The sequence below is a fragment of the Vreelandella vilamensis genome (assembly GCF_031451755.1).
Taxonomy (GTDB): domain Bacteria; phylum Pseudomonadota; class Gammaproteobacteria; order Pseudomonadales; family Halomonadaceae; genus Vreelandella; species Vreelandella vilamensis.
The window spans coordinates 1-17,347 of the sequence record NZ_JARWAN010000024.1; the positions used below are offsets into that span (position 1 = coordinate 1).

At 58.6% G+C, this 17,347-nt stretch carries 21 protein-coding genes; 8 read left to right on the plus strand and 13 right to left on the minus strand.

Annotation, left to right across the window (positions count from 1 at the left end; genetic code table 11):
• Positions 1-224: 224 nt before the first annotated feature.
• Together QC823_RS13180 and QC823_RS13185 are read left to right on the plus strand one after the other, a co-directional pair.
• Entirely contained in the window at positions 225-416 is a 192-nt protein-coding gene (locus QC823_RS13180; RefSeq protein ID WP_309656819.1) for a hypothetical protein, read from the plus strand.
• Positions 417-469: 53 nt separating this feature from the next.
• Complete coding sequence (locus tag QC823_RS13185; RefSeq protein ID WP_309656820.1) at positions 470-1,045, plus strand: isochorismatase family protein; 576 nt, start codon at positions 470-472, stop codon at positions 1,043-1,045.
• A 3-nt stretch (positions 1,046-1,048) separates the two neighbouring features.
• Here the strand turns inward: QC823_RS13185 and yaaA are convergent, their stop codons facing one another.
• Positions 1,049-1,834 (minus strand): peroxide stress protein YaaA, encoded by a 786-nt coding sequence (yaaA, locus tag QC823_RS13190; protein WP_309656821.1) that lies wholly within the window; start codon positions 1,832-1,834, stop codon positions 1,049-1,051.
• Positions 1,835-1,953: 119 nt separating this feature from the next.
• Positions 1,954-2,985, minus strand: a complete 1,032-nt coding sequence (locus QC823_RS13195) for an NADP(H)-dependent aldo-keto reductase (protein ID WP_309656822.1) — start codon at positions 2,983-2,985, stop codon at positions 1,954-1,956.
• Positions 2,986-3,203: 218 nt separating this feature from the next.
• Here QC823_RS13195 and QC823_RS13200 point away from each other — a divergent pair, with 218 nt between their 5' ends.
• Together QC823_RS13200 and QC823_RS13205 are read left to right on the plus strand one after the other, a co-directional pair.
• Entirely contained in the window at positions 3,204-3,701 is a 498-nt protein-coding gene (locus QC823_RS13200) for a tetratricopeptide repeat protein (protein WP_309656823.1), read from the plus strand.
• A 57-nt stretch (positions 3,702-3,758) separates the two neighbouring features.
• A complete protein-coding gene (locus tag QC823_RS13205) occupies positions 3,759-4,271 on the plus strand; it encodes a hypothetical protein (RefSeq protein WP_309656824.1) in 513 nt (170 codons plus the stop codon).
• 31 nt (positions 4,272-4,302) lie between these two features.
• On the opposite strand, the gene QC823_RS13210 is transcribed toward QC823_RS13205, so the two are convergent.
• The 6 genes from QC823_RS13210 to QC823_RS13235 all read right to left on the minus strand — a co-directional run bounded on the left by QC823_RS13210 (position 4,303) and on the right by QC823_RS13235 (position 8,048).
• Complete coding sequence (locus QC823_RS13210) at positions 4,303-5,277, minus strand: NAD(P)H-quinone oxidoreductase (protein ID WP_309656825.1); 975 nt, start codon at positions 5,275-5,277, stop codon at positions 4,303-4,305.
• A 34-nt stretch (positions 5,278-5,311) separates the two neighbouring features.
• Positions 5,312-5,854: an LOG family protein gene (locus QC823_RS13215; protein ID WP_309656826.1), complete on the minus strand. Its 543-nt coding sequence runs from the start codon at positions 5,852-5,854 to the stop codon at positions 5,312-5,314.
• 38 nt (positions 5,855-5,892) lie between these two features.
• Positions 5,893-6,414 carry a DUF501 domain-containing protein gene (locus QC823_RS13220; protein WP_309656827.1) on the minus strand — a complete coding sequence of 174 codons (522 nt, stop codon included), beginning with the start codon at positions 6,412-6,414 and terminating at the stop codon, positions 5,893-5,895.
• A gap of 11 nt (positions 6,415-6,425) precedes the next feature.
• Positions 6,426-6,719, minus strand: a complete 294-nt coding sequence (locus QC823_RS13225) for a hypothetical protein (RefSeq protein ID WP_309656828.1) — start codon at positions 6,717-6,719, stop codon at positions 6,426-6,428.
• 36 nt (positions 6,720-6,755) lie between these two features.
• Positions 6,756-7,157, minus strand: a complete 402-nt coding sequence (locus tag QC823_RS13230) for an acyl-CoA thioesterase (protein WP_309656829.1) — start codon at positions 7,155-7,157, stop codon at positions 6,756-6,758.
• A 78-nt stretch (positions 7,158-7,235) separates the two neighbouring features.
• Entirely contained in the window at positions 7,236-8,048 is an 813-nt protein-coding gene (locus QC823_RS13235; protein WP_309656830.1) for a hypothetical protein, read from the minus strand.
• Positions 8,049-8,083: 35 nt separating this feature from the next.
• Here QC823_RS13235 and QC823_RS13240 point away from each other — a divergent pair, with 35 nt between their 5' ends.
• Positions 8,084-8,428, plus strand: coding sequence for a hypothetical protein (locus QC823_RS13240; protein ID WP_309656831.1), 345 nt, complete (start codon positions 8,084-8,086; stop codon positions 8,426-8,428).
• Here the strand turns inward: QC823_RS13240 and QC823_RS13245 are convergent.
• Complete coding sequence (locus QC823_RS13245; protein ID WP_309656832.1) at positions 8,425-8,859, minus strand: hypothetical protein; 435 nt, start codon at positions 8,857-8,859, stop codon at positions 8,425-8,427. The two genes, QC823_RS13240 and QC823_RS13245, sit on opposite strands and share 4 nt — an antisense overlap.
• 36 nt (positions 8,860-8,895) lie before the next feature.
• Here QC823_RS13245 and QC823_RS13250 point away from each other — a divergent pair, with 36 nt between their 5' ends.
• Complete coding sequence (locus QC823_RS13250; RefSeq protein ID WP_309656833.1) at positions 8,896-10,050, plus strand: MalY/PatB family protein; 1,155 nt, start codon at positions 8,896-8,898, stop codon at positions 10,048-10,050.
• An 83-nt stretch (positions 10,051-10,133) separates the two neighbouring features.
• On the opposite strand, the gene QC823_RS13255 is transcribed toward QC823_RS13250, so the two are convergent.
• Positions 10,134-11,099: a tetratricopeptide repeat protein gene (locus QC823_RS13255; RefSeq protein ID WP_309656834.1), complete on the minus strand. Its 966-nt coding sequence runs from the start codon at positions 11,097-11,099 to the stop codon at positions 10,134-10,136.
• 97 nt (positions 11,100-11,196) lie between these two features.
• Here QC823_RS13255 and QC823_RS13260 point away from each other — a divergent pair, with 97 nt between their 5' ends.
• Positions 11,197-12,138, plus strand: a complete 942-nt coding sequence (locus tag QC823_RS13260; RefSeq protein ID WP_309656835.1) for a GNAT family N-acetyltransferase — start codon at positions 11,197-11,199, stop codon at positions 12,136-12,138.
• Here the strand turns inward: QC823_RS13260 and QC823_RS13265 are convergent.
• Together QC823_RS13265 and QC823_RS13270 are read right to left on the minus strand one after the other, a co-directional pair.
• On the minus strand, positions 12,104-14,335 hold the full coding sequence (locus QC823_RS13265; protein WP_309656836.1) for a glycosyltransferase: 2,232 nt from the start codon (positions 14,333-14,335) through the stop codon (positions 12,104-12,106). The two genes, QC823_RS13260 and QC823_RS13265, sit on opposite strands and share 35 nt — an antisense overlap.
• A gap of 104 nt (positions 14,336-14,439) precedes the next feature.
• Positions 14,440-15,312, minus strand: a complete 873-nt coding sequence (locus QC823_RS13270) for an EamA family transporter (protein WP_309656837.1) — start codon at positions 15,310-15,312, stop codon at positions 14,440-14,442.
• Between the two features lie 101 nt (positions 15,313-15,413).
• Between QC823_RS13270 and QC823_RS13275 the strand changes: the two genes are divergently transcribed.
• On the plus strand, positions 15,414-16,286 hold the full coding sequence (locus QC823_RS13275) for a LysR substrate-binding domain-containing protein (RefSeq protein WP_309656838.1): 873 nt from the start codon (positions 15,414-15,416) through the stop codon (positions 16,284-16,286).
• Here QC823_RS13275 and hisC read toward each other — a convergent pair.
• Entirely contained in the window at positions 16,283-17,344 is a 1,062-nt protein-coding gene (hisC, locus tag QC823_RS13280) for a histidinol-phosphate transaminase (protein ID WP_309656839.1), read from the minus strand. The two genes, QC823_RS13275 and hisC, sit on opposite strands and share 4 nt — an antisense overlap.
• Positions 17,345-17,347 lie beyond the last annotated feature (3 nt).

A 17,347-nucleotide genomic window follows, 5' to 3' on the forward strand; every position in this document is an offset into this window, starting at 1 on the left:
TAGTGTGGGGCCTCCCCATGCGAGAGTAGGTCATCGTCAGGCACTTATCTGAAAAATCCCCCCGGGCACACGCCCGGGGGGATTTTTTTTGTCTTGGATAACATATCCACCATATCTTGATATTTTTTAGAAGTGCGCTTGTAGAAATGGGTGGTGGTGAAGTGGATAGGTAGCCGCTACGCTAAAAGGGTAATAATTACATATAACTAACTTGGAGAGGGTAGATGAGCGTACAACGGCTAAAACGATTAATGATGGCAGCTTTGGTTGTCTTGCTAGTGGGTGGCTTAGCCGCCTGCGGAGATGATCAAGGTCCCGCTGAGGAGATGGGGGAGAGTGTCGATGAAAGCATGGAAAGCGCAGGGGAAAGCATGGAAGAGTTGGGAGAAGATATCGAAAAAGCTGCGGAAGAGTAAACGTTGATTTGAGACTGGGCTCCTACCTATAAAGACAATAATGAGGTGTAAACGTGCGTTTACAACGTGAGAAGAGTTTACTGCTGATGGTCGATTTTCAAGCTGGGTTGCTGCCAGTGATTGAAGGCGGTGCGCAGGCCATAACAGAAGCGAGCTGGCTCGGGGGGGTCGCACAATTACTTGAGGTGCCGGTATGGCTTACCGAGCAGAACCCGGAAAAGCTGGGTGGTACGTCGCCGCAACTCCTGGAGCAACTTGGAGAGCATCGTGTGTGGCAGAAGGTACATTTTAGCGTGATGGAAGAGCCCGAGTTTCGCGAGGTATTAACGGCCCTTGGGAAAACGCAAATTGTGTTATGCGGCACTGAAGCGCATATCTGTGTCATGCAGACAGGGCTTGGCTTGCTCGAAGCAGGATACGAGCTGTACTGGCTTACCGAGGCGGCAGCCAGTCGACGGCAACGTGAAGCACAATTGGCACGTGAGCGTGCCTGCGCCAACGGGGCGGCGGCAGTGTCGGCGGATATGGTCGCGTATGAATGGCTGCACCGCTGCGATACCGAGACGTTTAAACAGGCGCACCGGCAGTTTCTGAAACCCCGTTCGGCGCGCCCGGTCGCGTTTAATTAGCGCTTACCCGGGACGGTCGGCTTCTCGGCGGGTGAAAACTAGAGTGTTGCCCTCGGATGCGGCAGGGTCAAAACGGTAACCCGCCACGTCAAATGCTTTCAGCCCATCCGGGTCGTTGAGCTTTTGACGAATGATCCAGGCGCTCATGAGGCCGCGCGCTTTTTTGGCATAAAAACTGATGATCTTCACCTTGCCATTTTTCTCATCTTTAAACACCGGGGTGATCACGCGGGCATTGAGCTTTTTTGCGTCTACCGCTTTGAAATACTCGTTCGAGGCGAGGTTGACGAGCACGTCAGAGCCACTTGCTATTATGGCCCCGTTTAGGGCATCGGTCAGCGTGGGTTTCCAATAGGCGTAAAGATCTTTGCCCGCCGGGTTGGGCAGCTTGGTGCCCATTTCCAAGCGGTAGGCCTGAATCAGATCCAGCGGGCGCAGCAGTCCGTATAGCCCCGAGAGAATACGTAAGTGCTGCTGAGCGAAGCGGTTTTCCTCGGTGCTAAACGTCTCGGCCTCCAAGCCGGTATAGACATCGCCTTGAAAGGCTTGCGCCGCCGGTTTGGCCGTTTCAAGCGTGAAGGGCGGTTGCCACTCGGCAAAACGCGCTGCGTTTAGCCCCGCGAGCTTATCGCTAATGCCCATCAGATCACTCAGCTGCTGGGGCGAGTAATCGCGCAAAATATCGACGAGCGCTTGGCTTTGAGGCAAAAAATCCGGCTGGGTCACTTGGTCGGTGGTTGCCGGTGTTTCGAAATCCAGTGTTTTGGCGGGAGAAATCACGCTTAGCATGGCGTACTCCTGAGTCTGTATTAGACGCCTGTTGAATTGGCCCAACATACCAAACCCCGGCGATGGCCGGGGCTATGGGGTTGATAGTCGGAGGTTGATAGCCGAGGGCTGGGCGAATGTTATGGGCAAGGGTTAGGCATGCGCCGGTGGATGGCGTCGATTTCCTCAAGCACGTCGTCGTCAAGTTTAACGCTTTCGCTTGCGAGGTTCGTCTCCAGCTGTTCCATGGTGGTGGCGCCGATGATGTTGCTGGTCAAAAAGCGGCGTGAATTGACAAACGCCAACGCCATCTGGGCCGGGTCAAGGTCGTGTTCATGAGCCAAATCAACATAAGCTTGGGTGGCGGCTTCTGCTTCGGGGGAAGTGTAACGCTTAAAGCGCTCAAAAAGAGTCAAGCGCCCCTTAGGTGGTTTGGCACCGTTGAGGTATTTGCCCGAAAGCACGCCAAAACCAAGCGGCGAATACGCAAGTAAGCCGACATCTTCACGCTGTGCGACTTCCGCAAGCCCGATCTCAAAGCTGCGATTGAGTAGGTTATACGGATTTTGCACCGACGCGACGCGCGGTAAGCTCAGACGATCCGCGAGCTCAAGCGATTTCATCACGCCCCATGGCGTGTCGTTGGAAAGGCCAATGGCGCGCACTTTACCCGCTTCCACCAATTCTTTAAGGGCGGAGAGTGTCTCTTCTAGCGGTGTGGCGTCTTCATCCTCGTGATGGACATAGCCGAGCTTGCCGAAGAAGTTGGTGTTGCGATCTGGCCAGTGTAACTGGTAAAGATCGATGTAATCGGTCTGAAGCCGCTTGAGGCTGTCATCTATCGCTTGGTGAAGATGGTTACGAGTCAGGCGGGGGCCGCCGCGAATGTGGTTTAAGCCTGGCCCCGACGCTTTGCTGGCAATAATGACATCGTCGCGGGCGCCGCGCTGTTTGAGCCATGTGCCGATATAGCGCTCGGTCAACCCTTGGGTTTCTGCTTTAGGTGGCACTGGGTACATTTCGGCAGTGTCGATAAAATTAATGCCGAACGCGACGGCGCGATCAAGTTGCTCATGGGCATCGGCCTCGCTGTTTTGCTCGCCAAACGTCATCGTGCCTAAACAGAGCCGGCTGACTTCCATACCCGTTCTGCCAAGGGGGCGCGTCTGCATCATGCTCTCCTTTTTGAGATCAAAACATCATCGATGATGGGCATATTAGCGAGGCCCCAGCAATGCAGCAAATTCTTGGGGTTGAGTCAACGCTAAGGCAGGCGTATGCTTGCCAGCCCATCCAGGCTGCATACGCTGGATACTTTAGGGTTAGGCTGCTAATTATCATGTAGTTGGCGGCCTTTCCGAGGTTAACTCATCAGCCAAGGTGGTCTGCCATGCCAGAGGCATCATCTTTGTTTACTCGGCTTGAATACCGTTTTGCTGACCGGTTATTTCATACCCGTTGGCTACTTCCGCGTTCGCCACGCGCTCAGCGCCTTACCCTGCGCTTATTTAAACGTTGCGCAGAGGCAGGTCATCCCGATGCGCTTTCTGTTTACGGGCACATGCTGTTTCATCGCAGTTCATCACCACAAGATAAAGCACGTGGCGCCCGCTACGTGGTGGAAGCGGCGCATGCGGGTGATTTAAAGGCGCAGTATCAGGTCGCAAAGATTTACGAGCACGGTTGTGCGCAGTATCCGCGCCGGGACGAGTACGCGGTCACGTGGTACGCGCGAGCCGCAGAAGCGGGCCACTATCTCGCTGCCGAACGGCTTGCGCGCGCTTATCGTCAAGGTGAGTTAGGCTTAGCCCTGGATACTGAGCAAGCGGCCTTTTGGCAAAATCTTGCCGATCAGCGCGCTACACTGCAAACGCCTGCCACGGCTTAGCATGGAAGTGTGCCTTCAACCGACGTTGATCAGACGACGTGTTACGTGGGGAAGCCTGTGCCTGAAACGCTACCAACACTGCTAGATATTGAAGCGTCCGGGTTCGGGCGTGGCAGCTATCCGATTGAGGTAGGTATCGCCCGAGCGGACGGCAGTTGTTGTGCGTTTTTGATCCAGCCGCTAGATGAGTGGACGCACTGGGACCCTAAGGCGGAGCTTTTGCACGGTATCTCCCGCGAACGACTACAACACGAAGGGTATCCAGTACGCCAAGTCGCGCTTTGGGTCAACGATGAACTTAGGTCGGTGGGCAAGGCGTATAGCGATAGCTGGGGTTATGACAATACGTGGTTGTCGCTGCTATTTCATCATGCGGGTATTATCCCCGGGTTCAGGCTGGAAGCGCTGCGTATTTTACTGAATGAAGCGCAGCTTGCGCTTTGGAGTGATACGAAAGAAGCGATTATTGGCGAACAAGGTATCCACCGTCACCGTGCGAGTGAAGATGCACGCTTATTACAGCTGACCTTCGCCCGCACCAAAGCGCTTACCAATCCACACGCCTCCTAATATCTGAACTTGCCTAGCGCTTGTCTCTGTCTCAATCGGCCTCTGCGGTTACGGCGAGCAAAATCTTGCCGGTATTGGCGTCTTGCTGCATGTAAGCATGGGCTTCATCCACGGCTTGAATCGGCCAGCTGCGGTCGATTTGCGACGTAATTTCGCCATTGGCAATACGCGGCCAAACGTGCTGGTAGAGAGCATCCATGATCTCGCCTTTAGCGGCGGCTGATTTTGCGCGCAGGGTTGAGCCGATAAAGCGCTGACGCTTCATTAGCATTCGACCCATGTCTAAGCTGGCGTTACGCCCGCCCATGATCCCAATTAGCACTAGTCGCCCGTCGGCGTTGAGGACCTTTTGGTTATCGCCAAGATAGCTTGCCCCCACCGGGTCAAGAATGACATCCGCCCCGCCCCAGGCTTTTACCGCCTCGACAAAGCTGCCGTCGTGGCGATTCCAACCATCACTAGCACCTAGTTTGCGGCAGGCGTTGAGTTTTTCCTGGCTGCCAACCGTGACAAAGCAGGGGTGGTCGAAAGCGCGGCAAAGCTGAATAGCCGCCGTGCCAACGCCGCTAGCACCGGCGTGAAGAAGTACGCGCTCACCTTGTCGTAACGCCCCTTCCATAAAAAGGTTTAGCCAAGCGGTCGCGAACACCTCCGGCAGCGCTGCGCCCTCGCGCAAGCTGATTCCTTCCGGCAGCGGCAGCACTTGGCGGGCATCGACCACGACTTCTTCAGCATAGCCGCCACCGGCTAGCAGCGCGCAGACTTCGTCGCCGGGTTTAAAGCGCGTTACGTTATCGCCGACGTGCGTAATTGTGCCGCTGACTTCGAGCCCCGGAATATCACTCACGCCGGGCGGCGGCGGGTAGTGCCCTGCACGCTGCATGATGTCGGCACGATTTACCCCTGCCCAGGCAACGCGTAGGCGGACTTCATCGGCCTTTGGTCCACTGGGTGTGGTCGTTTCCTGCCAGCAGGCGTTGTGATTGACAAACTCTACCGCATACATAGCACGCTCCTGATATCACGCATATTAAACAGGGTCACAGTTGAGCTTCCATAGCGTCAAGCAAGTCGCTGGTCACTTCGGCGTCCAGTAGCATTTCGCGGGTGGCGGCGCCCAGAAAGCCATGACTCACTGTGTTATCTAAAAACGTTAAGAGTGGCGAGTAGAAGTCGTTAATGTTCAAAAGTCCCAGCGGCTTGTCGTGTAGGCCCAGATAGCCCCAAGTCCAGATTTCAAATAGCTCTTCAAAGGTGCCAATGCCGCCGGGCAGAGCGATAAACCCATCAGCTTGCGATGCCATGGTGGCTTTGCGCTCGTGCATATCGCTTACACGAATGAGTTCGGTAAGGCCAAAATGGGCCTGTTCGCGCTCCACAAGGTGGTCGGGCATGACGCCGATGGCCTTACCACCTGCGTTTAATACCGCATTGGCCAGCTCGCCCATCAGGCCAATCCGGGCGCCGCCGTAAACCAGTGTGTGACCGCGCTTGGCGAGCCCAGTCCCGAGCTCAATGGCGGCATGGCGAAATTCCGGGCTGTTGCCGGGGCGCGAGCCGAGGTAAACGCAAAGTCTTGCCATGCAACGTATCCTTTAACGGTTGTCCTACCGCTGCCTCATTACGGCAGACAGCGGTCAATTTGGTGGGTGTCGTCCATCCACTGGCCGATGGCGTTATGGCGACCTAGGTGGTGGGCATATTGAGTATGCAAGCAGCGCACCTGGTTCCAATTGATGATGCCGCCGACGCCTCGCTCGGTGAGTACGTTTTCATAGCCGCGTTCAACGACATCGGCCTTTTGGGCATCGCTCATATGCTGCCAGCGCTCATCGATGTAGTCGCGGTGGCTTTGGTGATACGCGGCGAGAAGGTCGGCGTCTTCCGCTAGACGCTGTTCTAACGCTTTGATCACACCGGCGGCCTCAAGGTGGGAAATGGCCACCTTGAGACGCTCGGAGCAGAGCCAGTAAAGCGTCGGGAAGGGCTTGCCGTCGACAATCGGCGCCATGCGGAGCACCAGCGGTGTGCCTTCCCCATCGGTGGCGGCGACGGCTTCGATGCCCCGTGGGGCGCGGCCAAGCTGTTGGGCAATTATCTCAAGCTCGCGTGGGGTAGGCGGGTGATTGGTACGAATGATCATCGGAGTGGGTGCTAATCCTGAACAAATTTAGTGGAGCGGCCCACGGCGCGAAAGAAGCAGCGGTTGAGTTGCTCGGGTGTGGCGACATAGCCCCACGTGCGCTCGCTATACTCAGCTGCGCGCGCCATCAAGGCTTCATAGAGCCGATTGAACGGCGCATCATAATCGTAGGGATCGGCGCCGGATAATCGAATGTGCGGATAGTCGGCGAAGCGCTCGATAAAGTAGCGTTCCAAGTCCGCTTCCACGGCTTTATGCTGCGTGATGTTATCTGGGTCTAACCAGAGGTTGTAGCGGATCGCCATAAGGCTCTCTCCGTTGGCCCTGTGTACGGGCGTGTTTCACTCAGGCGCGTCTTGAAGGTGCGCTTCAAGTGCTTTACGCAAATCACCCTCAATGGGCATGGCGCATTTTGCCTGATGATCGTATTGTACCAAGACCGTGTGGCCTAAGTTAGCGAGTGTTCCGTGCTGACGTGCCTCTTGTGTCACGGTAAAGGAGCTATTACCCAAGCGTGTTAGGTAGGTCCGTAATTCGATATCGTGGCCGTAAAACAGTTCGGCGCGGTAATCGATTTCCATGCGCGCCATGATCAGCCGCCACTCGCTGGGGTTCAAATTGGGTGTGAAAAGCTTGAAAAGGTCATTGCGTGCGAGCTCAAACCACGCCGGCAAGCGGGTGTTGTTGATATGCCCTAAAGCGTCAGTGTCGTAAAACGCAGGCTCAATGGTACGAGTAAACATCGCGGCTCCTGTTTTTATCATTGAATGAGTACTGCTTACTTAGCATTCACCCAAGCAAACGCTTGGTCAAGTTTTTGCTTAGGCCGCCAGGCGCCGACTGACCCACCATTGCTGCACTCGCATCCATCCTAAAAGCCACAGCGTGGCGACGGCAAAACCGGTCAATGTGCCGGCGGCTAAGCCCCAGGGTTCATAAGTGAACGAGACACACAGGGTATAGCTTAAAAGCGCGCCAAGCCCCATCGGGTAGTGCTTGATTACCGTCGCCGCAGGGGCAGCGCCGTAGGACGCATGCAAAATCAACAAAAAGGGCAGCATAGTGACCGGGAAGGCCGCCAGCGTGCCCGCCCAGGCAGCGGGCACCATGTGCGCGAGTGCTGTGATGATAAAGATCATCAGCGTGGCAAGCCCAGCGCGAAAGGCGAGCGACGACCACGAAAATACGCCGCTGGCGTTAACACGCGCTTCCGGCACGCGGCGATAAAGCCAGGTAAACACGACAATGGCCACGAGTGTGACCAGCGTGCCGCTGACACGGGTAAACTCAAACTGCGAGAGCACCCCACCCACTACAAGCCAAGCCGCTAAGCCGCCCGCACACCCCGTTAAAACGCCTTTGAAGCCGTTCTGCCGGCCGCACAACAAATAGCCACCGCCTAGCGCCAGTGTAGCGGTAAAGCCCGCTAGCGTATGCACGGCGCTTTGGGTGGCAAACATCGGGGAGATTTCCAGCCCGATGAAAAATAGCGCTAACGCCGTGCCGAGCGGATACCCGGCCAGCAGCCCCGCTACCCGTGGGCTGACGCGTATGGCGATAGCGCCAAGCCCAAGCACCAAGCCAATGGAAACCAGCAGCTTAGCCAGCTGCCAAATCAGCGGAACTTCTGCCATTATTTATCCTTATTGTGTCTGCTAAAAATACCATTATGTCGACATCTACCTATTTGCTATCGCCGCCACCGGAACCTGACGCCTGCGAGCTTTGCGGGCGCGCTGAGGCGCTGACGAAGCACCATCTTATCCCGCGGTCGCTGCACAACAAGCCGCGCTATCGTAAACGCTACTCGCGGGAGGAGCGGTTGACTGCCATTGTTTGGTTATGCCGCCCATGCCATAAGCATATTCACCGGCTTTATCGCGAGCGCGAGCTGGCCGATCGATTGAACACTCTGTCGGCGTTACAGCACGACGAGGCGATTGCAACGTTTGCTACTTGGCTGGCGGCCAAGCCGGTGGGCTTCAAACCCAAGGCGCGACGGCGCAAGCGTTAAACGAGTCGTAGCCCTTGCTGGTCTTGCCAGGCGGCGTTGAGAGCAGTGTGTAATGGCGCGTGTAAATGCTCAGGCAGGCTCTCGCGGGCGTTTGTGAGACTCTCAAAGGGGCGATTGCGCAGCCAGCAGTACGCCCAGGCGCAGGCCTCCGCGTCGCTCTGCGGCACCGGGCGCGCCGGCATTTGATTGAGCAGAAAGACGGCCGTGCGCGGCGCCCAGAGCGGGATTTCCTCCGCGGTTTCGGCCACGCTCCACGCCTTAAGAGTGGCACCGCTGGGCGTGGCGTCCGGTGTGCCGAGCTTGGCCACCCGCGCGGTTTCCGCCAGCAATAGCGCTAGGCGGTCTTCATCAGCTTGGCCGATGGCTAACCACTGGCGCAACAGCGCTGGTAGGCCGTGGCGCACTTGGGTATAGAAATCGAGTTGCGGCATGCTAAAAAGAACTCCCGTAAACAGAAGGACAATCTTATGGCGTTTGATTTTGCCACGCCGATCGATCGGCGACACCCCGAAGGCGGCTGGCCGTCGCAAAAATGGCACCGCTACGGTGATGATGTGCTGCCCTTGTGGGTGGCGGATATGGATTTTCATTCGCCACCGGCGGTGGTGGAGGCGCTACGCCGGCGCGTCGATCACGGCGTCTATGGTTACGGGGAAGTGCCGGCTAGTTTGAAACAGACCCTGTGCGATTGGAGTGCCGCGCACTACGGCTGGCGCATTCAACCCGAGTGGCAGCAGTGGCTGCCCGGCGTGGTGACCGCCCTGCATCTGGCAAGCCTGGCGCTAACCCAGCCGGGGGATGGCGTGCTGACGGTCACGCCGATTTACCCACCGTTTCTCGCCGTGGCCGAGCGCACCGGGAGGTTACCCCAAACGGCGTCAATGGCGCTGACCGACGAGGGATGGCAGTTAGATGTCGATGCGCTAGAGGCGGCCATTACGCCCCAAACGCGCCTTTTGTTGTGGTGCCAGCCGCATAACCCCACCGGGCGCGTGTGGCGCGAATCGGAGCTTGCTGGGCTTGCCGAGGTGGTGAAGCGCCATGATCTCTACGTGGTTTCTGACGAGCTTCATTGCGATTTGCTACTCGACGAAGGCGCCTCGCACCGCCCGCTGGCGGCGGCGTTTCCTGAGTTGGCCGCGCGGACACTCACGCTCTGGGCGCCGTCGAAAACATTTAATGTGGCGGGGCTGACCACCGCCTGCGCGGTCATTCCCGATCCCGCATTGCGCGAGCGCTTTGCCCAAGCAACGAAAGGGCTACTGCCCGATGGCAACGTGCTGGGGTTGGTCGCAGCAGAAGCGGCTTACCGGGACGGTGAGCCGTGGCGTCAGGCGCTGCTCTCTGTGTTGCGCGGGCATCGCGCGCGGCTAGTCGAGGCGGCGGCCGAATGGCCCGGCGTGACGCTGCACGCGCCCGAATCGACTTACCTGGCGTGGCTGGATATGCGTGAAGCGGGGCTAGGTGAGGCACCGCACAAAGCGCTGTTAAAAGAAGCGCGGGTGGCGCTCTCCGACGGCGCGGCATTCGGCCACCCGGGATTTGTGCGGCTTAATTTCGGCACCACCGCCGCGCAGCTCGATACAGCGCTTTTGCGGATGGATGCGCTTTTGAAGCGTTAGCGTTGTGCCTCTGAAGGCCAAGCCTAGAAGGGGGCGCTCTACCCCCCGACGGCTTGTCCTCGGCGTCTTGCATTGTGGCCAGCTTAGTAGAGCAGCGCAAACAGCTTGCGGCGGTAGGCAACCGTCAGCGGGTGATCGGCCCCCAGCGCATCAAAGACTTGCAGCAGCGTCTTGCGTGCGGCGTCGTCGCCGTAAGCGCGGTCGCTTTTCATCAATGCTAGCAAGCCTTCCAGGCCCGTTTCGTAGTCGCCGTCGGCGACGTGGCGCAGCGCGCGTTGGAACTGCGCTTCGCTATCGCTGCGCTCACCCAAGGCAGCAATTTCCTCGTGCGAAAGCGCCTGTTCGCCAAACGCGATGCTAGCGCGCACGCCGCGGGCGGGCGCGGCGTCGCGCTCTTCCGGTGGCAAGTTATCCAGCACGCTGCGGGCTTCATCGCCGCGCCCTTCGGCCACCAAGGCGCTGGCCAGGCTGACTTGGTAGGCGTAGTGATCTGGGTATTGGCTGGTCAGTGTCTGATAAATTTCTCGCGCGGTGGCGGCATCGCCGGCCTTTAATGCCTCTTCGGCTTGTTCTTCGGGGCTGGGTGGTACATCGTCAGGCGCTTGGAAGTAGCGGCCGAGCCACTCGCGAATCTCTTTCTCTGGCAGCGCGCCTTGGAAGCTATCCACCAAGCCGCCTTGGCTAACGAGCTTCACATCGGGTACCGAGCGCACGCCGAGTTGCCCGGAGATTTCCGGGTTGGCTTCTACGTCGAGCTTGGCGAGGAGAAAGGCGCCACCGTACTCGACGGCGAGCTTTTCCAGCACCGGCATCAGGTTTTTGCACGGCTCGCACCACGGTGCCCAGCAGTCCAGCAGCACCGGGACTTGCATTGAGGCCTCCAGCACCTGCTGAATGTTGCTGGCATCGAGATCAATAATGACGTCTTCGCGGCGTACGTCGCCGCCGCCCGCCGGCGTGCTCTCTGGGGAGGCTTGCGCGTTGGCAGCGTCGCCTGACTCAATCGGGGCGGTTAACGCCTCACCGGTACGCGGATCAATAATGGACATGGGATCACTCTGGAAACAGGAAATTTAGCTAGGATATGCAGGCGCCGACGCCGGGATTCAAGGCAACGCGGCAAAAAACACCGCTAGGAGAAGGGAAATGCAAACACGTCAAGTCGCGGTGCGCCCGTGCCCGCCGCACCGTCGCCATGAAGCGCTACAGCAGCTAGCGGCGGCGCATGATGCGTCAAGGTGGCAGGCGCTGGCGGAAGCCGTGGATATCCAGCTTGCGCAGCAAGCGCCGGAGTGGGGCGGGCTTTTTATCGCCGAGGCCAAGGGCGAGTTCTGCGGTGCGACCTGGGTGCAGCGGCTGCCGGGCAATATGGCGCAGCTGTGGCAGCCCGCGGAAGAGGATGAAACCGCGCAAGCGCTACTTGAAGCGGCGCGGCTGTGGGTCTCCGAGCGCGGCTTGACACTTTGCCACACAGTGATCGTTCCCGAACAAAACGCACGCGCGGCAGCGCTTGTCGCTGCCGGCATGCAGCTGATTTCGCCACTGCGCTACTTGGTCGCGCCGGCCAAAACGCGCCTTTCCGAGACATCGACGGCGGCTATTACCCTGGTGCCGTGGGCCACGCTAACGCAGGAGGAGCAGCACGCGTTAATAAGCGCCGTGCAAGTCGATTCGATGGATTGTGTCGCCCTGCGCGAGGCACTTGGCACCGAGGCGTTAATTGCCGGGTTTTATCAGCAGGATGCGTACGCGGCGGCGCATTGGTATGTCGTGCGCGCGGCGTGGCGTGACAACATGCCAGAAACCGCCGGTGTTCTATTGCTGGCCCCGCGGCCGGCGGTCAATGCCTGGGAGCTGATGCTGATGGCACTGTTGCCGTCCTGGCGTGGCTACCGGCTGGGCGAGCAACTGCTGAATGCGGCGTTTCGCCAAGCGCAAGCGGCCGATGTCGAGCGCGTGCTGCTGTCGGTTGACGCGACCAACCTCTCTGCTTGTCGCCTTTACCAGCGGGCGGGGTTTATCGACTACCACCGAGAAGACGTCTACGCCTGGGTCAGCCCGCGCGCTTTTTGCGGCGCGCCTCGATAACGTAGTGATAAACGCGCAGCACCGCCGCGGCAAACTTCTCGATGCGTTGCTCAGCGGCACAGCCTGAGGCTTGCCCGCTCATGCGCGCTTTCAGCGCGTCATCGCTGAGAATATTGTCAATACGCTGGCTCCAGGCTTGCGGGTCGGGGCCGGTTTTGTAGCCGTTGACGCCGTGCTCGACAATGTCCTCAATGCCGCTGGAACGAATGACTACCACCGGTAGCCCCGCCGCCATGGCTTCGAGCACCACCATGCCTTGGGTTTCTGAGCGCGAGGCGAACACGAATAGCTCGGCCAGGTGGCAGTAGTGCGCCACCTCGTTGGGCGGAACAGCGCCCACTAATGTGACGTGCTCGCGAAGCCCTAACGCGTCGATGCGTGCCTGCAACCGGTCGCGATCATGGCCTTCGCCTAGCAGGAGTAAATGAAAATTATGCACACTGTTATCACGCAGAAGCACCAGCCCATCGAGCATAAAATCGATGTTCTTCTCTTTGCTCAAGCGTGAAATCGATATCAGTACGCGCTTTCCCTCAAGCTGGTAGCGCTTTCGCAGGGTATCGAGGGTGGTGCTGTCGGCGGCGGCAAATCGCGCGTACTCAATGCCGGTTGGTTGGACAAAAATCGGTTTTTTCACCCCAATAATGCGCAGGTACTCCTCGGCGGAGCTAGTGGGTACTATCACCGCATCGCAGCCGTTGGCAAAGCGCTTGACCAGCGCGTGGGAGATCAAATTGCGAAACAGCGGCCCCGGCAGCGGCACATAATGGGCGTAATGTTCCAAACGGGTGTGGTAGGTGTAAACCACCGGCACCCGCAATAGCCGACCCAACAGCTGGCCAGCGCGGCCGATCCAGAACGGGTGGTGAACGTGAATGACCTGCGGCGCGAAAGCGCGTACGCGTGTGAGCATGCGCCAAGAGAAAATATTCGCCAAACGAAACTCTTTGTGGCTACCCAACGGCAACAGCGGGGCCAGGCGCAGCACATCGGCTTCATCACCGGCTGCTTGCTGAGGGTAGCGCGGAGCGACGACCAGCACGCTGTTTTTAAGCTCGGTCAGGCCGCGTTTTAAGCGCTCAATGGAGATCGGCACGCCGCCAATAAAGGGCAGGTAGTTATTGGTGAACATGGCCACGTTTAGCGGTGTGTCGCTGCCGGCATCCGGGTCGATATCGAAATCCGGGTAGTAATCCTGCTCGGTGAAAATACGCCTGTATAGCCACAGTGCGATGGCAATGAACGTCGCCACAATCAAAATGAAGTTGAGGTAGCCAACGTAAAACAGCGAATAGATGAAAAACCACAGGCTCTCTAGCGTACGCCAAACCGGGTGCTGGCCGATATCTAAACGCTTCTCGCTGATCTGAATCGCATCGCCCTCAACGCTGACCGAAACAAAGTGGTGATAGCTTTCATCGTCATTAAGCACGAGCCCACCGGCGCCGCCGGTCACGATGTAGTCGGTATCGCCATGGCGCTGACGATCAAAAAGCGGCACTTGAGAGGAGAACGCCGCATCTACGCCGGCCTGTTCGATTTGGCGGGTGAACGCGTGGCGCGCGGTTTCGTTGAATAGGTAATCGTTGTCATCGTCTCGGCCAAAAAGCCCTGAGTGATTCACCGGGTAGAGCGGATGGGCGCTGAACAAAAACTGATTCGGCTCCTGCCCCGCGGTGAGCACTTCTTTTAACCAGCGCTTTTGCCAGCTGAAACGGGTAGTGCCGGTGCTATCAAGAAACGTAAAACGGCTGTCGCCAGCGGCAAAGCTAAAATGGTAAGGGCCAAAGTAGTTGTAAAAGCGAAAGCCGCCCAGGCGGCTCTCTTCGTGCGGGCCAAAGGTCAATAGGTAAGGCATTTCCAGGTCATTTAGGGTACCGAACAACGCGCGGTATTTATCTTCACCGCCGCTGGCGACGGCATTACCCGCCGAGATGACGAAGTCATATCCTTCTTGGTTGAGTCGCGGAATAATCTTGCGCTCAAAAATGCCGACCGAATTATTAATGTTGCCCAACACCGCAAAACGGTAGTGATCGCGCTCGGCCAGGAGCGACTCGATGGCACTGACTTGAGTTGCATGATCCCCAGGAAAGTCTTGCTCGAAAAAATTTAGGTAGGCCTTGTAGCCCAGCAAAGCGGCAACGAGGACAAGGTTGAGAGTGAAAAACCACGAGATCAGTCGCTGGCGGGGCACCCGGTGTGTCTCCTAGGAAGTAAGGCGGTTAGCATGCCAAGCATGTTCAGGACGCTAACCTGCCACAAAACCCACGTGCCCGTCGAGAACACAGTTCACTGACGTTAGCGGCTCGCCTGTACGCAGCCGGCGATGACCAACAAAGCGGCAAGCGGCAACCGCCAATCAAGCGGGCTAATGCCAGCGATCACCAGTAGCGCTGCCGCGAGCAACGGCACGCCGTAGGCAAGGCTACCGACGACACTGGCGCGCCCGTGGCGCAGCGCTTTATCCCACGCCACCATGGCCATGCCGAATGGGCCAAGCCCCAGCGCGATCCCTGCCGCTAGCGCGGTCTCATGCGGTAGAGCGACAGCCCCTTCAAGCCACAGCGTGGCGGCGCCACTCATTAAGGCGGCCGTCAGCAGAAGGCGAGGCAGCTGCGGGGTGAGTGCGATGGGGGCTGCCTGGCCGATCCAAGAATAGAGCGCCCAGCACAGCGCGGCGAGCAGCGCAAAGCCGTAGCCGGGTAGCGAGGCCAGCGGCACGCTGATCTCGGCTTGTGGGGCGAGCAAAAGGGCGGCCCCGCTAAAGGCGATGAGTGCGCCGGTTAGGCTTTTTAGCCGAATGCGGCCCAGGCGTGTCCACTGGCTGAGCAGCACAAACAGTACCGGCCACGTGTAGGTGATCAGTGCCGCTTCAGCGGCAGGGGCGATACGCATGCCAATGAAATAGCTACCCACCGCACCCAAAATGATCAGCGGCATTCCTAGCCAAATACTCAAGCACCAGCCGAGGTGTAAGGGGGCGGTCGACGTGCGACGGCTTAGCGGCAGGGTAGCAAGCGCCCCGGCAAACAGCGTTAGCGTTGTGAGCATTAGCGGTGAAACGCTGCGCGCTTGTTCGGCCAGCAGCGGTGCTGAACTCCACAGTGCAACCGCGATCAGCGCGGCGGGAATGCCGAGATGGCGCGCTGAGGTTAAGTGGGTAAGTTGCATCCGTGTTCTCCTTGATTGCGTCAACCTGCCGGCAGCATACTCAGCCTCTACACATCACAAAAACGATCATTTATGATCATAATCATCAAGGAGCGTGATGAATGCGGGCGCCAACGTTTGACCTTACGCTGCTGCGTACGCTGGTGGCCATCGCGGATACCGGCAGTGTGACCGCGGCGGCTAAACGGCTTGCTTATACCCAATCCACGGTGAGCATGCAGCTTAAGCGCTTGGAAGCGCAGTTGGGGCTCGTGCTACACGAGCGGGAAGGGCGGCGCGTGCGTTTCACCGCCGAGGGCGAGCGCCTTATCACCCACGCCCGCAAGCTTTTAACCCTGAACGAAGAGGCTTGGCGCGATATGCAGGCGCGTCAGGTCAGCGGTGAGCTGACACTCGGAATACCCGAAGATTACGCGCTGCTATTGCCGTCGGTGTTTTCTTACTTCCACCAGCTTTACCCCAGCGTGGGTTTGGAAGTAATTTGCGGCACCAGCGCGGATTTGGCCGAGCGGGTCAAAAACGCCGAGATGGACCTAGCGCTGGTAACCCGCCAGCGCCGTTCGCCGGGCGGGGAGGTGATTCGCCGCGAGCCGCTTTACTGGGCCGTGGGGTTGCGTCATCAGCCGCTTCTCAGCGACCCGCTACCGTTGGCGCTCTATACGCCGGGGGCGGATGTGTTTCGCGAAGTCGCGGAGCAGGCGTTGCAAAATGCCGGGCGCCAGTGGCGAGTCGCCTATACAAGCCAATCCATGAGTGGTTTGGCGCCGATGGTCATGGCGGGGTTGGCCATTGCGGTGGTCACGCGCAGCATGTTGAAACCCACCCTCAAGCCGCTGGATGAAAACAGTGGTTTGCCCGCGTTGCCCTCAATTGAGCTGGCGCTGCACTGGGCGCCGCACCGGCCTTCGGAGCCGGCGCGGCGCTTAGGTGAACTGATTCGTGAGCAACTGGCCAATGAGTGGGTGCCGGTCTAGTGGATCAACGATTCCAGCGCTTCAATCAGGCTATTCATTTCATCGTCGGTGCCGATGCTGATGCGCAAGAAATTCTCAAGGCCCGCTTTATTGAAGTGGCGTACCAGAATGCCGCGCTCGCGCAGGCCGGCGAAAAGCTGCGCGCCGTCAAACGCGGGATGTTGCGCAAGGATAAAGTTGGCCTTCGAGGGCAGCACCTCAAAACCGAGTGCTTCCAGCCGGCGGCGGGTCTGCTCGCGGGTAGTGATCACACGCTCGCGGCAAGCCTCGAAATGCGCGGAATCTTCCAGCGCGGCGATGCCCACGCGGCTGGCGAGGCTATCCACCGGGTAAGAGTTAAACGAGTCCTTCACCCGCTCAAGGCCTTCGATCAGCTCGCGCGAGCCCACCGCGTAGCCCAAGCGAATCCCCGCCAGGCTGCGCGATTTGGAAAACGTGCCGGTCACCAGCAGGTTGGGGTAGCGCTGGGTCAGCGCCACCGCGCTTTCCGCGCCGAAATCGACGTAGGCCTCATCGATCAGCACCACGTGGTCGGTGACGCGTTCAAGCAACGCTTCTAGCGCCGCAAGCGAGTGTGCGTGGCCGGTTGGCGCGTTGGGGTTGGCGAAAACCACCCCGCTGCGCGAAGGCGCTTCAACTAGCGCGTCAAGGTCGACTTCCCACTGTTCGTTTAGCGGGTGCTGGCGCAACTCAATGCCGTAAAGCTTGGCATATACTGGGTAGAAGCTATAGGTAATCGTCGGCACATCAAGCGGCGCACCGTGGCAAAAAAATGCCTGAAAAGCGAAGGCCAGCACTTCATCCGAGCCGTTTCCAGCGAATACCTGGTGGGGTTCCACGCCGAAGTTCTCGGCCAACGCTGAGCGTAGCGCGTGTGAGGTGGGGTCGGGGTAAAGGCGCAGATGGTCTGTCGCAAATTCGCGCAGCACCTCGCCCACACCCGGTGCTGGCGGGTAGGGGTTTTCATTGGTGTTTAGCTTGATGACCCGTTCAGCAGGCTGCTCGCCCGGCACATAAGGCGTTAGCGCTTGAACGGCGGGGCTCCAAAATTGGCTCATGGG